A 14,591-nucleotide genomic window follows, 5' to 3' on the forward strand; every position below is an offset into this window, starting at 1 on the left:
TCCGCCTGGAATTTGAATGTCTTCCCAGTTCTGTAGCCCCGAGCGGCTGAACAATCCCGACTTCCGGGACCAGGTGCTGCCCAAGCTCGCCGCGGCCACCGGCCTGCTGGTCGTCGACGAGGCACACTGCATCTCCGACTGGGGCCATGACTTCCGTCCCGACTACCGCAGGCTGCGCACCATGCTCGCCGACCTGCCGCCAGGCGTGCCCGTGCCGGCCACGACCGCGACCGCCAACGCCCGGGTGACCGCGGACGTCGCCGACCAGCTGGGCACGGGCGGTTCGTCGGCGGCGGATGGCTCCGGCGCGGACGGCTCGAGGGCGCTGGTGCTGCGCGGGCCGCTGGACCGGGAGAGTCTGAGCCTGGGTGTGCTGCGGCTGCCGGACGCGGCACACCGGCCGGCCTGGCTCGCCGACCATCTCCCCGAGCTCCCGGGCTCGGGGATCATTTACACCCTCACGGTCGCCGCGGCCGAGGAGGTGACCGCGTTCCTGCGGCAGCGCGGCCATACCGTCTCCTCTTACACCGGCAAGACGGAGAACGCCGACCGTCAGCAGGCCGAGGAGGACCTGCTGGGAAACCGGGTCAAGGCCCTGGTGGCCACCTCCGCGCTGGGCATGGGCTTCGACAAGCCGGATCTGGGCTTTGTCGTCCACCTGGGCTCGCCCTCCTCCCCTATCGCCTACTACCAGCAGGTCGGGCGGGCTGGGCGTGGTGTGGAGCACGCCGAGGTGCTGCTGCCGAGCCTGAGGACGAGGCCATCTGGCGCTATTTCGCCTCGCTCGCCTTCCCCTCCGAAGAGCAGGTGCGCCGCACGCTCGATGTGCTGGCGGCGGCGGACCGGCCGGTGTCCCTGCCCGCGCTCGAGCCGCAGGTCGACCTGCGCCGCTCGCGCCTGGAAATCATGCTCAAAGTGCTCGACGTGGACGGCGCGGTCCATCGGGTGCGCGGCGGCTGGACCGCGACGGGGCAGCCCTGGGCGTACGACGCGGAGCGCTACGCATGGGTGGCGCGGCAGCGGGAGTCCGAGCAGCAGGCGATGCGGGACTACGCCTCGGCGCCCGGCTGCCGGATGGAGTTCCTGCGGCGGCAGCTGGACGACGAGGCGGCGGCGCCGTGCGGGCGCTGCGACAACTGTGCCGGGGCCCGGTTCACCGCCGAGGTGTCCGCGGCGTCGCTGGAGGCGGCGCGCGGCGAGTTGGGGCGCCCCGGCGTCGAGGTGGAGCCGCGCCGTATGTGGCCGACCCGACTTCCCGCGGTCGGCGTCGAGCTCAAGGGCCGGATCCCGGCGGGTGAACAGGCCGCCCCCGGGCGGGCGCTCGGCCGCCTCTCCGATACCGGCTGGGGAAACCGGCTGCGGCCGCTGCTCGCCCCGCACAGCCGGACGAGCCGGTTCCGGACGATGTGGCCGACGCCGTGGTGACGGTGCTCGCCGACTGGGCCAAGGGGCCCGGCGACTGGGCGTCGGGGGCGCCGGACGCCCCCGCCCGGCCGGTCGGCGTGGTCACGGTGGCCTCGCACACCCGGCCGCGGCTGATCCAGACGCTGGGCGAGCGGATCGCCTCCGTCGGCCGGATGCCCCTGCTCGGTTCGGTCTCCTACCTCGACTCCGGGACCGACACCCGGGTGCCGCGCACCAACAGCGCCCAGCGGCTGCGGGCGCCGCACGGCGCGCTGACGGTGCCGCCCGCGCCGGCCGAGGCGCTCGGGCAGACCTCGGGGCCGGTGCTCCTCGTCGACGATCTGGCGGACACCGGCTGGACGCTGGCGGGGGCCGCCCGGCTGCTCCGCCGGGCCGGGGCGGAGGCGGTCTTTCCGCTGGTCCTCGCGGTGCAGGGATGACCGCCGCCGCAGGTGAGGGCGGCTCGCGGAATATTGACGGCGGACCGGCCCAAACCGGTCAGGTGTGCCAATTGCTCGTTGCCGCGCGCCAGTACGACCGCAAGAATTGAAGCAGTTCCCTGCTTCCGGGCCGCCCGTGGTGCGCCGGAGCCGTGTCGTGGCGTGCGCCCATGCCCGACCTTCGCACGGACCGTGGGCGCGCAGACGAAGGGAGGACCGTGACCTTCGGCTTCGCTCCGTCGCCGGCCACCGATCACGTTTCCGGGCTTGGCCGGATGCTCGAGCCCGCAGAGTGGGCCGCTGCCGGCATTCCGCTGCTGCGCAATCCGCGTGAGGTCGTCACCGGCCTGCACAGCCGCCATCTGCCCACACCCTCGACGGCCGTGGTCGCGGTCCTCGATCCGGAGGAGCGGCTGGCGGCCAGTGCCTCGTTCACCCGGCGCCGCTCCTGGGCGGCCGATGGCTGGGAGTTCCGAAACGCGCTCCTGGCCCAGTTGCGCCGGGTCATCCCGCACGATCTGCGGCGCCGCACACCGGTCCGTACCGCCGTGCTGCTCTACTGCCGGGACGGCGAGAGCCAGTGGACGGAAGAGGACGGCGCCTGGATGTGGGGCTTGCGCGATGCCTGCACCCTGCACGGGCTGCGCTGCGGCGCCTACATCACGCTGACCCGGGCGGGCTGGCAGGTGCTGGGCGAAGGGCGGGGCGGCCGTCGGCCGCACTCCGCCTCCCGCCACAGCGGCCTCGGCTTCGGCACCACCACCGCCGACAGCGTCACGTCGGCGGTACCGCACCCCCACGGTGAAGCGCGCGAGGCGCTGCACCGCTCCGCGGCCGTGTGAGCGGCCACGCGCCCGCGGGGTGCGATCAGACGCCCGCGGTGATGAGGGTGTTGATCCGCTCGGAGTCGCCGCAGACGATCAGCAGCGTTCCGGCCCGGCGCATCGCCTCGGGCAGTGCGCGGGCGACGGCGTCGTCCGCTCCCCCGTTGACCGCGACGACCACGACCGGGCGGGCCGTGACGCGGCCGGCAGCGGTGGCGGCGTAGAAGACGTCGTCACCGGCGTCCTGCTGCGCCCAGTAGGACGCCTCGCCGAAGGACAGCTCATGCGCCGCCCACGGATGCTGTTCCCCCGTGGTCAGCACCAGGATTTCGCCGGGCGCCCGGCCGGAGTCCAGCAGCAGGTCGACGGCCTCGTCCGCCGCGTCCAGGGCCCCCTCCGGCGAGGCGGGGATCAGCTGGAGCTGCGGACCGGCGGGCTTCGCGGAAGAGACGGGCGGCGCGGGCTTGGCCGCACCGGCGGGCGGACCGGGCTTGGCCACGTCACCAGCGGTTCGCTGGGCCGGGGCCGAGGGGGTCGCGGCGGAGCCGCGGTTGGGGCCGGGGCTGCCGGGCCGCCGTGGGGCGGGCCGGGGGCCGGGGCCAGGGACGGGACGAGGGGTCGGCGCGGTGCGGCCTGCGGCCGGTGTCGCGCGAGGACCCGGGACACTCTCGTGAATCTGAGGCTCCTCGGGGATGAGAGGCATGGGCTGATGTCTATCAAACGTCGGTGCGAGTCGCATCGGCGGGTGGGTGGAAATAAACCGTTCAGAAGTCGAAGCCGAGTTGACCGGAATCCTCCGCATCGGCTGGTCCGGGAACGCTGCGGACCCGCTTGAGGTGCCGCCAGCGGGGCAATCCGTCCAGATATGCCCAGGACAGCCGGTGGTAGGGGGTGGGACCCAGCTCCGTCAGAGCGGCGCGGTGCGCGGGCGACGGATACCCCGCGTTGTCGCCGAAGCGGAAGTCCGCGTGGGCGGCTCCCAGTTCGGCCATCAGCGTATCCCGCCGGACCTTGGCGATCACCGAGGCCGCGGCGACGGCCACGCAGGACTGATCGCCCTTGATGACCGTACGGACCTTCCAGGGCTCGCCCAGGTAGTCATGCTTCCCGTCGAGTATCACCGCGTCGGGGCGCACGGGCAGTCCGTCGAGCGCGCGGGTGGCGGCGAGCCGGAGGGCCGCCGTCATCCCCAGGGCGTCGATCTCCTCGGGGGATGCATGGCCAAGGGCGTATGAGGTGACCCACGTCTCCAACTCCTGGGCAAGCGCCGTGCGCTTCTTGGGGCTCAGCAGCTTGGAGTCGGTGAGCCCGGCCGGCGGTCGCCGCAGCCCGGTGACCGCCGCGCAGACCGTCACCGGACCGGCCCAGGCCCCGCGCCCGACCTCGTCGATCCCGACGACGATCTTGGCTCCTGTGGTGGCGCGGAGCGAGCGCTCGACGCGGTGAGTGGGCGGTTCGTAGACCATGGCGAGGACCAGATTACGCTGCCCGAGCACCGCTCGTGCACCGGGTTATGCCTGGCGGCCCGCGACCGGCCCTCGTGGACCGCCCCCACTCAACGCGACAGCGCCCGTGGGCGGTTCGAGGGCGCGGGCCGGACGCCGCGGGAACGTCCGTGGGCACTGCGTGTCACTCCCGCGTCGGCGCAGGTCAGTGAGTGTCAGTGCGCGTCAGCCCGCGGTCGGGACCCAGCCCGGAAGCGGCTCTGTGCGGTCCTGCCACTCGCCCGGCGGCGCACCGGCCGCCGCGGCAGCGATCACGCCCCCGACGATCGCGCAGTTGGTGTCCACGTCCCCACCCACCTGGGCGGTCGTCCAGAACGCCTCCTCGAACGCGCCGAGGTGCCGGGCCGCCGACCACAGGGCGAACGGCACGGTGTCGTGCGCGCTGGTGCGGCGGCCACAGCCGAGCACCGCCGCGACGGTCCCCGCGTCCGCGTAGTCGAGCATGTCACGGGCGCGGCGCAGCCCCGCCTGGACGGCGCTGCGCGGGACGAGCGAGATCACCCGGTCCAGCAGGGCGTCCGGCCCGCCGACGCCCGCCGGGTCGGCGGCCAGCGCCGCCGCCGCGGCCACCGCCATCGCCCCCGCCACGGCTTCCCGGTGCTGGTGCGTGGTGTACGCGGAGATCTCCGCCTGGTGCGTGGCCTGCTCCGGGTCGCCCGCGTACCAGGCGCCCAGCGGCGCGATCCGCATCGCGGCGCCGTTGCCCCACGAACCCTGCCCCTGGAACAGGCCCGCGGCCAGCTCCCGCCAGTCGCCGCCCTCCCTGATCAGCCTGAGCATCCGGTTCACCGCGGGCCCGTAGCCGCGGTCGAAGTCATGGTGCTCGGCGAAGGAATGGGCGAGCGCGTCCTGGTCGATACGGCCATGGGTGACCAGAACGGCCAGCACCGAGCCCGCCATCTCGGTGTCGTCGGTCCACTGCCAGGCCCCGGGCGGCAGCTCGCGCCGCCCCAGCAGCGGATAGTTGACGGGTACGAAGAACTGGGAGCCGAGGGCATCGCCCACGGCCAGCCCGCGCAGGCTCCGCAGGGCCCGCTGGAATCGGTCTCCGGTCATCAGCGCGCACTCCAACTGGTAAGGCCATAGGGCTCGGGAGCGCACCAGCGCTCGAAGGGCCGGTCGAGGTGGTAGCGCCCGTCAGGGCCGAGCACCAGGGCCCGTGTCTCACCGTTGCCCGGGTTGGACAGCGACTCGAACTCCGCGACGGTCCAGTGCAGCCACCGCATGAAGAACAGCCGCATGGTCAGCCCATGGGTCACCAGCAGGACGTTCGGCGGATGGGCGGGGTCCTCGAAGCTGCGCCACAGGCTCTCCAGAAAGGCGTCCACCCGGTCGTAGACGTCGGCGCCCGACTCGCCCTGGGCGAAGCGGTAGAAGAAGTGCCCATAGGCGTCCCGGTAGGCCTTCTGTTTACGGACGTCCTCCCGGTCCTGCCAGTTTCCCCAGTCCTGTTCGCGCAGCCGCGGCTCCTCCCTGACGCGGGTGCGCGACGGGTCGAGGCCGAGCAGTTCCAGGGTCTGATGGGTGCGTCGATACGGCGAGACATAGACCGAGACCCGCTCGTCGGCGAAGATCGCGCGCAACCGCTTCCCCACCTCAACGGACTGCCGCCGCCCGGTCTCCGTCAGACTCAGGGCATGGTCGGGCACCCGCTCGTACACCGCGTCGTCAACGTTCCCCTCCGATTCGCCGTGCCGTACGAGAACGATGCGCCGGGGTCGTGCCATGCGGCCACCCTAGGCCACCGGCCCCGGCTCACACCGTCCAGGAGGGCTCGACCCCCACGACGTCGCCCGCGATCGCCGCTACGTCCGCCTCGGTCTGCGCGCGCAGGGCGAGCCGTTCCACCCGCTCCACGCGGTACTTGCCGTGCTCGGCGGCCGAATTCCACATCGACAGCACCAGGAACTCACCGCCGGGAGCCTCCCCGAACACCCCGCGCACCATCCCCGGCGACCCGGCCATCGCCGGATTCCACACCTTCTCCTGCACCAGCGTGAAGTGCTCCACCCGGTCCGGGTGGACCCGGCAGTGTGCCGCCCGCACCACGTCCGCGTCCGTGAACCGCGGCTGGAAGCCCACCTTCACATCGAAGCGGTGCTCGAACAGCCGCACCTGCATGTCCCGGTATGTACCGGACTGCGCCGCCGCCAACCGGTCGTGGGAGCGCGCCATGAAGGAGTCGTAGAACGCTCTGCTCTCCCAGAACGCGAAGATGTGCGCCACATTCGGCCGCCCCCGGCTCCAGCCGCCGCCCTGCCCCCGGAAACCCGGTTCGCCGAGCAACCCCGCCCACTTCCGCTGCCCCCGCTCGAAACCGCGGCGGTCCACCACGGTGCAGCGAATCCACTTGACCAGCACCGCGCCATCGTACGGCCCCGAAGGTGGCCCGCATCACGGACTGAATGAGTCCGGCTACGCATGGGGGTCGCCCGGCGGCAGCACGTTCGAGGATCCGCTCGGCCGTACGCCTGGCGCACACCCCTCAGAGCGACCATGCGCATGCCCCGGAGCGACAAAGGCTGCGGCAAAGGCGGGGTGCGGGCCGAGGGCCCGCACCCCGCCTCAGCGGTTCGCCCGCGAGGGGCAGGTGATCAGCTGCAGCCGCTGGTCGAGCCGCAGCCCTCGCACAGGTAGCAGCTGCCCGCCCGGCGCATCTTCGTGCCGCAGGAGAAGCAGAGCGGCGCGTCGGCGTTCAGCCCGAACTGGATCTCGGCGAGCTCGGTGGAGCTGTGGGCCTGCTTGGGCGCCGGGGCGACGGCCCGCGGCTTGGAGGTGGCGGCCTGCGGGGCGTCCACATGGCGCGGGGCCGACTGCGCCAGGCCCTCGACATCCACCTCGGCGTCGTCGATGGACTGCTCGTACGAACCGGTCTCCAGGTGGCGCTGACGCTCCTCCGCGGAGTGGATGCCGAGCGCCGACCGGGTCTCGAAGGGCAGGAAGTCCAGCGCCAGCCGGCGGAAGATGTAGTCGACGATCGACTGCGCCATCCGCACGTCCGGGTCGTCCGTCATGCCGGCCGGCTCGAAGCGCATGTTGGTGAACTTCGAGACGTAGGTCTCCAGCGGCACGCCGTACTGGAGGCCGACCGAGACGGCGATCGAGAAGGCGTCCATCATGCCCGCGAGGGTCGAGCCCTGCTTGGACATCTTCAGGAAGACCTCGCCGAGGCCGTCGTCGGGGTAGGAGTTCGCCGTCATGTAGCCCTCGGCGCCGCCCACCGTGAAGGAGGTCGTGATGCCGGGACGGCCCTTGGGGAGGCGCTTGCGGACCGGGCGGTACTCGATGACCTTCTCGGCCTCGGGCTCGGCCTGCTCAGCGGGCTTCTCCTCCTTCTTCTTGGCCGAGAGGGGCTGGCCGACCTTGCAGTTGTCGCGGTAGATCGCCAGAGCCTTCAGGCCCAGCTTCCAGCCCTCGAAGTAGATCTCCTCGATCTCCTCGACGGTGGCCGACTCCGGCATGTTGACCGTCTTGGAGATCGCGCCCGACAGGAAGGGCTGGGCCGCGGCCATCATGCGCACATGGCCCATCGGCGAGATGGAGCGGTCGCCCATGGCACAGTCGAACACCTCGTAGTGCTCGGACTTGAGCCCCGGCGCGTCGATGACGTTGCCGTGCTCGGCGATGTGGGCGACGATCGCCTCGACCTGCTCGGGCTGGTAGCCGAGCCGCTTGAGCGCCTTCGGGACCGTGTTGTTCACGATCTGCATCGAGCCGCCGCCGACGAGCTTCTTGAACTTGACCAGGGCCAGGTCCGGCTCGATACCCGTGGTGTCGCAGTCCATCATCAGGCCGATGGTGCCGGTCGGCGCGAGCACCGACGCCTGGGCGTTGCGGAAGCCGTTCTTCTCGCCGAGGCGGATCACGTCCTGCCAGGCCTCGGTGGCCGCGGCCCACACCGGCGTGTCCAGGTCGTCCATGCGCTTGGCGGCGCCGTTGGCGTCCGAGTGCTGCTTCATGACGCGCTTGTGGGCGTCGGCGTTGCGGGCGTAGCCCTCGTACGGGCCGACGACCGCGGCCAGCTCGGCGGAGCGCCGGTAGGACGTGCCGGTCATCAGCGAGGTGATGGCCCCGGCCAGGGCCCGGCCGCCGTCACTGTCGTAGGCGTGGCCGGTGGCCATCAGCAGAGCGCCGAGGTTGGCGTAGCCGATGCCCAGCTGGCGGAAGGCGCGGGTGGTCTCGCCGATCTTCTGGGTCGGGAAGTCCGCGAAGCAGATGGAGATGTCCATCGCGGTGATGACGAGCTCGACGACCTTGGCGAAGCGCTCGGCGTCGAAGCGCTGGTGGCCCGCGTCATCGTCGTCCAGGAACTTCATCAGGTTGAGCGAGGCCAGGTTGCACGAGGAGTTGTCCAGGTGCATGTACTCGCTGCACGGGTTGGAGGCGGTGATCCGGCCCGTCTCCGGCGAGGTGTGCCAGTGGTTGATCGTGTCGTCGTACTGGATGCCCGGGTCGGCGCAGGCCCAGGCGGCCTCGGCCATCTTACGGAAGAGCGACTTGGCGTCGACCTCTTCGAGGATCTCGCCGCTCATACGGGCGCGCAGACCGAACTTCGAGCCGGACTCCACGGCCTTCATGAACGTGTCGTTCACCCGGACCGAGTTGTTGGCGTTCTGGTACTGGACGGACGTGATGTCCTCGCCGCCCAGGTCCATGTCGAAGCCCGCGTCGCGCAAGGCGCGGATCTTCTCCTCCTCCTTCACCTTGGCCTCGATGAAGGCCTCGACATCCGGGTGGTCGACGTCGAGGACGACCATCTTGGCCGCCCGGCGGGTGGCGCCGCCGGACTTGATCGTTCCGGCGGAGGCGTCGGCGCCGCGCATGAAGGAGACCGGACCGGACGCGTTGCCACCGGAGGAGAGCAGTTCCTTGGAGGAGCGGATACGGGAGAGGTTCAGGCCGGCTCCGGAGCCGCCCTTGAAGATCATCCCCTCTTCCTTGTACCAGTCGAGGATCGACTCCATGGAGTCGTCGACGGAGAGGATGAAGCAGGCGCTGACCTGCTGCGGCTGCTTGGTTCCGACGTTGAACCACACTGGCGAGTTGAAGCTGAAGACCTGGTGCAGCAGAGCATAGGTGAGCTCGTGGTCGAAGATCTCGGCGTCCGCGGGGGAGGCGAAGTAGCCGTTGTCCTCGCCGGCCTGGCGGTAGGTGCGCACCACCCGGTCGATGAGCTGCTTCAAGCTCGACTCGCGCTCCGGCGAGCCGACCGCGCCACGGAAGTACTTGCTCGTGACGATGTTGACCGCGTTCACCGACCAGAAGTCGGGGAACTCGACGCCACGCTGTTCGAAGTTGATCGACCCGTCGCGCCAGTTGGTCATGACGACGTCACGGCGCTCCCAGACCACCTCGTCGTACGGATGCACGCCGGGGGTGGTGTGGATGCGCTCGATACGCAGACCCTTGGCCGCCTTGCTGCCCTTGGAGCGGGAGCCTCGCGCGGGGCCGCTCGTCGTCTCTGTCATTCCGCCTCCCTGTACGGGCAAAAACGCCCTGATGTGCCCATTTCTTCCCATGGCACGGTGTATGTCGTTCATCCGGAGGCATCTCACCCCCGGCAAGCCTTGATCGCCGCGACTCAGTGACTCAGTCGGCGGTGGTGGCGGACGCGGGGACCTCCGCGACCCCGTCGGCGCCGGGCCCGCGGTCGTTCGCGGGAGGCTGTTGCTGGTTGCGCAGCTCCGTGACCGCGGCCTCGAAGTCTTCGAGGGAGTCGAAGGCGCGGTAGACGGAGGCGAAGCGGAGGTATGCGACGAGGTCGAGCTCCTGGAGCGGGCCGAGTATGGCGAGCCCCACATCATGGGTGGACAGCTCCGCGCTGCCGGTGGCCCGTACGGCCTCCTCCACCCGCTGACCGAGCTTGGCGAGGGCGTCCTCGGTGACCGGGCGACCCTGGCACGCCTTGCGCACCCCGGAGATGACCTTGTCGCGACTGAAGGGCTCGGTGACCCCACTCCGCTTGATCACCATCAGCGACGCAGTCTCCACGGTCGTGAAGCGGCGCGAGCAGTCGGGGCACTGACGGCGCCTGCGGATCGAACAACCGTCGTCTGTGGTCCGGCTGTCGACGACTCGACTGTCGGGGTGCCTACAGAAGGGGCAGTGCATGACTCCGTACCCTCCTCACCCTCAAGAACGGCGCATGGCTGACATGCTTCGACCGGCCCTCACAGGCCCTTTCGAAGCAGCCACAAGCATAGGCGAAGTACTCGGCCATGAATGACCGGGGACCACAACTTATGGGCGGCTACCATCCATCAAACCACTAGATGTGGTGCTTGGCACTCACCCGCCACAATGGCGTGTCCCGCCCCGCGAGCAGGCACGAGACTACGCGAAGCCCACCGGTCCCCGTGCCACGGGGGTGAGGGTGTCACACTGGTACGCCACCCCAGCCGACCATCGAATCAACCGCCCCATACACCCAATCCTGTGATCACGTCAGCTCATCTGCGAAATTTCACTCGAACGTGTGTTTGGCGCAACCTTTCGAAAGCAACTACCGTTGCCCTACTAGGGAGAACATCTCGAGAGGGGCCGTCGTGACCACCACCACAGAGAGCGCCACCATCACCACCCAGGAGCGCTCCCAGAGCCGACTCGAACACACGCATGCGATGAACCAGGGCCACGCGATGAATGACGCACCCACGAACCCGGAGGGGCAGAAGCCCACGCGCTCCCTACCCGGCCGACCTCCAGGGATCCGAGCGGACAGCTCCGGGCTGACCGACCGGCAGCGTCGAGTCATCGAAGTCATTCGCGACTCTGTGCAGCGCCGCGGCTACCCGCCGTCCATGCGTGAGATCGGGCAGGCGGTGGGCCTCTCCAGCACCTCGTCCGTCGCCCATCAGCTCATGGCGCTGGAGCGCAAGGGCTTCCTGCGCCGCGACCCGCACCGGCCCCGGGCGTACGAGGTGCGCGGCTCCGACCAGCCCAGCGCCCAGCCCGCCGACACCACCGGCAAGCCCGCTGCCTCGTATGTTCCCCTCGTCGGCCGGATCGCGGCCGGTGGCCCCATCCTCGCCGAGGAGTCGGTCGAGGACGTCTTCCCGCTCCCTCGGCAGCTGGTCGGAGACGGTGAGCTCTTCGTCCTGAAGGTGGTCGGCGACTCCATGATCGAGGCCGCCATCTGCGACGGCGACTGGGTGACGGTCCGCCGCCAGCCCGTCGCGGAGAACGGCGACATCGTCGCCGCCATGCTGGACGGAGAGGCCACGGTCAAGCGTTTCAAGCGCGAGGACGGCCATGTGTGGCTCCTCCCGCACAACGCCGCGTACCAGCCGATCCCGGGCGACGAGGCGACCATCCTGGGCAAGGTGGTCGCGGTGCTGCGCCGGGTCTGAGCTCGGCGGGTCCGAGCTCGGCAGGTCCGAGCTCGGCAGGTCCGAGCTCGGCAGGTCCGAGCTCGGCAGGTCCAGGCGCGCCGACCCTCCGCGCCCAGCGACCGGGCCCCGGAACCTCTGCGCCGGTTCCGGGGCCCTGCTGTATCCACGCCGCTGCTGTGTCCGCGCCCCTACGCGGGGCCACGCAGGGCCTGGGCTCGGCCTAGGCGTCAGCCGCCTTGGCCGCGGCGTCGATGGCGGCCAGCGAGCGGCGCACCTGATTGCGGTCGGTCGTGTACCAGAAGTCCGGCATGGACTTACGCAGGAACGAGCCGTAGCGGGCCCGCTCGACCCGCGGGTCGAGCACGGCGACGACCCCACGGTCTCCGGAGGCGCGCACCAGCCGACCTGCCCCTTGCGCCATCAGCAGGGCGGCATGCGTGGCCGCAACCGCCATGAAACCATTGCCGCCGGCGTCCTCCACGGCCTTCTGGCGAGCGCTCATCAGAGGGTCGTCGGGGCGCGGGAACGGCACCCGGTCCATCACCACCAGCTGGCAGTTCGGACCAGGGACATCGACACCCTGCCAGAGCGAGAGCGTGCCGAACAGGCACGTACGGGCGTCGCCCGCGAAGGTGCGGATCAGCTCGCCCAGCGTCTCCTCGCCCTGGAGCAGGATGGGCACGTCCAGACGGCCGCGCAGCTCCTCCGCGGCCGCCTGAGCGGCGCGCATCGAGGAGAAGAGGCCGAGGGTCCGGCCGCCCGCGGCCTCCACCAGCTCGGCGAGCTCGTCGAGCATGTCCGAGCGGCTGCCCTCGCGACCGGGCTGGGCAAGATGCTTGGCGACGTAAAGGATCCCCTGCTTGGAGTAGTCGAAGGGCGAACCGACGTCGAGCCCCTTCCACGGGGGCGCGGCGCCCTCCTCGCCCTTGGCGTCCCGGACGCCCTCGGGAAAGAGGCCGAGCGAGGCGGCCACACCGTTGAAGTCCCCGCCGAGCTTGAGGGTGGCGGAGGTGAGGACCACGGAACGGTCCTCGAAGAGCTTCTCGCGCAGCAGGCCGGACACCGAGAGCGGGGCGACGCGCAGCGAGGCGCCGAAGCGGTCGTGCCGCTCGTACCAGACGACGTCGTACTCGGACCCGTCCACGATGCGCTCGGCCACTTGGTGGATGTTCTCCACGGAGGCGAGGGCCTGCTTGCGCACGGCGTCCTCGTCCTGGACCGAGGCGTCGCGCGTGGCACCGAGCGCCGAGATGACCGTACGGGCCGCGTCGCGGAGCGCCATCAGGGCATAGCCGAGGTCTTCGGGAATCTCCTCGATGCGGCCGGGCAGCGCCAGCTCCATCAGCCGCTCGAAGGTCTCGGCGGCGGTCTGCAGAGCGTCCGCCGCCTTCTCGTTGACGAGCTTGGCGGCGCGGCGCACCGCGCGGTTGACCTGGCCCGGAGTGAGCTCGCCGCTGGCGACTCCGGTGACCCGGGAAACGAGCTCATGGGCCTCGTCGACGATCAGCACCTCATGGCTCGGCAGGACGGGCGCGCCCTCGATGGCGTCGATGGCCAGCAAGGCGTGATTGGTGACCACGACCTCGGCCAGCTTGGCGCGCTCGCGGGCGGCCTCCGCGAAGCATTCGGCACCATAGGTGCACTTGGACGCGCCGAGGCATTCCCGGGAGGAGACGGAGACCTGGGACCAGGCTCGGTCGGATACGCCGGGGGTCAGATCGTCGCGGTCGCCCGTCTCGGTCTCGTCGGCCCAGTCGCGCATCCGCAGCAGGTCCTTGCCCAGCTTGCTGGTGGGCTCGGCCGCCTCGAACGGGTCGAACAGCCCGACCTCCCCCGCCTCGGCGTCCTCCTGCGGCACACCCTCGTGGAGGCGGTGCAGGCACAGGTAGTTGGAGCGGCCCTTGAGCATGGCAAACTCGGGGCGGCGGCGCAGCAGCGGGTGCAGGGCGTCGACGGTGCGCGGCAGGTCGCGCTCGACGAGCTGGCGCTGCAGGGCGAGGGTGGCCGTCGCGACGACGACACGCTCTCCGTGGGCGATGGCGGGCACGAGATAGCCGAGGGACTTTCCGGTGCCGGTGCCGGCCTGGGCGAGCAGATGCGCGTTGTCATCGATCGCCTCGGCTACAGCTTCGGCCATGGCGGTCTGGCCAGGGCGCTCGGTGCCGCCCACAGCGGTGACAGCGGCATGCAGCAGGTCGGCGAGGGTAGGCGGGGACGATGCAGTCATAGGAGAGTCAGCCTACGCGGCAGCACTGACATCACGGGCGAGACTCCTGACGCGGAACCTGAACGGGTTGGGCGGTGTATTAGAGATCAGAGGCGCGAAGTGGCGCCGGTGGATCACAGGAGGTGGCGCAGGGTGCGATCCCGCAGCATGAGGGCCGCGTGTTTGTCGGGCAGTTCCACCTCTGCGGACAGCCGGAAGCCGGCGCCGAGGAAGGCGGCGACGCAGGGGGTGTTCCGCAGATCGGGTTCCGCGACCACGCGGCCGCAGGAGGGCCGCCGGTCGAGGACGAGATCGGCGACGGCGCGCAGCAGAGCCGTGCCGATACCCCGGCCCCGATCGCGTACGCGGCCGATGAGCAGGTGGAGACCCGTGTCCTGCGGCCGGGCCGGGTAGTACCGGGCGAGGGGAGCGAGGTCGGCGCGGTACACCTCCCAGTAGCTCATCGGCACACCGTCCAGGACCCCCAGACAGGGCACGCTGCGGCCGTCGCCGTCGAGCTGGGTGCACAGGTGCCGCGCGGTGGTCTCATGCGGGCCGGACAGCTCCCAGAAGGCGGAGACAGCCGGGTCGTTCATCCAGCGGGCGATGAGCTCGACATCGCGCTCGAGATGGACGGGGACGAGCTGGAAGGCGCCCACCGCCGTGCCGACGGGCCCCCACTGGGCGACCTGGTCGAGCAGGTCCGGCCGATCGGGGGCCGCCGGACCGGCAAGGTGCTCCTCGATGAGGCGTGCGGCCTGTTCCTCAGAGGGCCGCATATCGAGGGTGTCCTCGCTGCTGGAGCTGGTGCCGGAGTCGGTGGGCGGCATGGCGACGCTCTCCTCTCGTCGTTACCGGGGCGTCGTGGGGGCGCCTGATCG

11 protein-coding genes and 1 pseudogene are annotated in these 14,591 nt (G+C 70.9%); 3 read left to right on the forward strand and 9 right to left on the reverse strand.

Annotated features, from left to right (window positions below):
- Positions 1 to 34: 34 nt before the first annotated feature.
- Positions 35 to 1,844, forward strand: a pseudogene (locus ACH4U7_RS18235) (helicase-related protein); the annotation flags it as partial.
- Between the two features lie 218 nt (positions 1,845 to 2,062).
- Complete coding sequence (locus tag ACH4U7_RS18240) at positions 2,063 to 2,686, forward strand: hypothetical protein (RefSeq protein ID WP_398528888.1); 624 nt, start codon at positions 2,063 to 2,065, stop codon at positions 2,684 to 2,686.
- A 25-nt stretch (positions 2,687 to 2,711) separates the two neighbouring features.
- Here the strand turns inward: ACH4U7_RS18240 and ACH4U7_RS18245 are convergent, their stop codons facing one another.
- From ACH4U7_RS18245 to nrdR, 7 genes are all read right to left on the reverse strand, one after another.
- Complete coding sequence (locus tag ACH4U7_RS18245) at positions 2,712 to 3,371, reverse strand: hypothetical protein (protein WP_398528889.1); 660 nt, start codon at positions 3,369 to 3,371, stop codon at positions 2,712 to 2,714.
- A 61-nt stretch (positions 3,372 to 3,432) separates the two neighbouring features.
- A complete protein-coding gene (locus ACH4U7_RS18250; RefSeq protein ID WP_398528969.1) occupies positions 3,433 to 4,134 on the reverse strand; it encodes a ribonuclease HII in 702 nt (233 codons plus the stop codon).
- Between the two features lie 204 nt (positions 4,135 to 4,338).
- Positions 4,339 to 5,229, reverse strand: coding sequence for an ADP-ribosylglycohydrolase family protein (locus tag ACH4U7_RS18255; protein ID WP_398528890.1), 891 nt, complete (start codon positions 5,227 to 5,229; stop codon positions 4,339 to 4,341).
- Positions 5,229 to 5,900 carry a histidine phosphatase family protein gene (locus tag ACH4U7_RS18260; RefSeq protein WP_398528891.1) on the reverse strand — a complete coding sequence of 224 codons (672 nt, stop codon included), beginning with the start codon at positions 5,898 to 5,900 and terminating at the stop codon, positions 5,229 to 5,231. Before ACH4U7_RS18260 ends, ACH4U7_RS18255 begins: the two co-directional genes overlap by 1 nt.
- 28 nt (positions 5,901 to 5,928) lie before the next feature.
- Positions 5,929 to 6,534 carry a YdbC family protein gene (locus ACH4U7_RS18265; RefSeq protein WP_398528892.1) on the reverse strand — a complete coding sequence of 202 codons (606 nt, stop codon included), beginning with the start codon at positions 6,532 to 6,534 and terminating at the stop codon, positions 5,929 to 5,931.
- Positions 6,535 to 6,767: 233 nt separating this feature from the next.
- Positions 6,768 to 9,641, reverse strand: a complete 2,874-nt coding sequence (locus ACH4U7_RS18270) for a vitamin B12-dependent ribonucleotide reductase (protein WP_089508546.1) — start codon at positions 9,639 to 9,641, stop codon at positions 6,768 to 6,770.
- A 121-nt stretch (positions 9,642 to 9,762) separates the two neighbouring features.
- A complete protein-coding gene (gene nrdR / locus ACH4U7_RS18275; RefSeq protein ID WP_398528893.1) occupies positions 9,763 to 10,284 on the reverse strand; it encodes a transcriptional regulator NrdR in 522 nt (173 codons plus the stop codon).
- A gap of 434 nt (positions 10,285 to 10,718) precedes the next feature.
- Here nrdR and lexA point away from each other — a divergent pair, with 434 nt between their 5' ends.
- A complete protein-coding gene (lexA, locus tag ACH4U7_RS18280; protein ID WP_398528894.1) occupies positions 10,719 to 11,522 on the forward strand; it encodes a transcriptional repressor LexA in 804 nt (267 codons plus the stop codon).
- A gap of 202 nt (positions 11,523 to 11,724) precedes the next feature.
- Here lexA and ACH4U7_RS18285 read toward each other — a convergent pair whose 3' ends face one another.
- Positions 11,725 to 13,731 (reverse strand): ATP-dependent DNA helicase, encoded by a 2,007-nt coding sequence (locus tag ACH4U7_RS18285; RefSeq protein WP_398528895.1) that lies wholly within the window; start codon positions 13,729 to 13,731, stop codon positions 11,725 to 11,727.
- Positions 13,732 to 13,844: 113 nt separating this feature from the next.
- Entirely contained in the window at positions 13,845 to 14,540 is a 696-nt protein-coding gene (locus ACH4U7_RS18290) for a GNAT family N-acetyltransferase (protein ID WP_398528896.1), read from the reverse strand.
- Between the last annotated feature and the right edge of the window lie 51 nt (positions 14,541 to 14,591).

Source organism: Streptomyces sp. NPDC020845, from assembly GCF_044334165.1.
Lineage (GTDB): Bacteria > Actinomycetota > Actinomycetes > Streptomycetales > Streptomycetaceae > Streptomyces.

Bases quoted from the DNA above. Each gene is read 5' to 3' on its own strand.
- ACH4U7_RS18245 (WP_398528889.1), bottom strand. From the start codon at position 3,371: ATGCCTCTCATCCCCGAGGAGCCTCAGATTCACGAGAGTGTCCCGGGT.
- ACH4U7_RS18250 (WP_398528969.1), bottom strand. From the start codon at position 4,134: ATGGTCTACGAACCGCCCACTCACCGCGTCGAGCGCTCGCTCCGCGCC.
- ACH4U7_RS18255 (WP_398528890.1), bottom strand. From the start codon at position 5,229: ATGACCGGAGACCGATTCCAGCGGGCCCTGCGGAGCCTGCGCGGGCTG.
- ACH4U7_RS18260 (WP_398528891.1), bottom strand. From the start codon at position 5,900: ATGGCACGACCCCGGCGCATCGTTCTCGTACGGCACGGCGAATCGGAG.
- ACH4U7_RS18270 (WP_089508546.1), bottom strand. From the start codon at position 9,641: ATGACAGAGACGACGAGCGGCCCCGCGCGAGGCTCCCGCTCCAAGGGC.
- nrdR (WP_398528893.1), bottom strand. From the start codon at position 10,284: ATGCACTGCCCCTTCTGTAGGCACCCCGACAGTCGAGTCGTCGACAGC.
- ACH4U7_RS18285 (WP_398528895.1), bottom strand. From the start codon at position 13,731: ATGACTGCATCGTCCCCGCCTACCCTCGCCGACCTGCTGCATGCCGCT.
- ACH4U7_RS18290 (WP_398528896.1), bottom strand. From the start codon at position 14,540: ATGCCGCCCACCGACTCCGGCACCAGCTCCAGCAGCGAGGACACCCTC.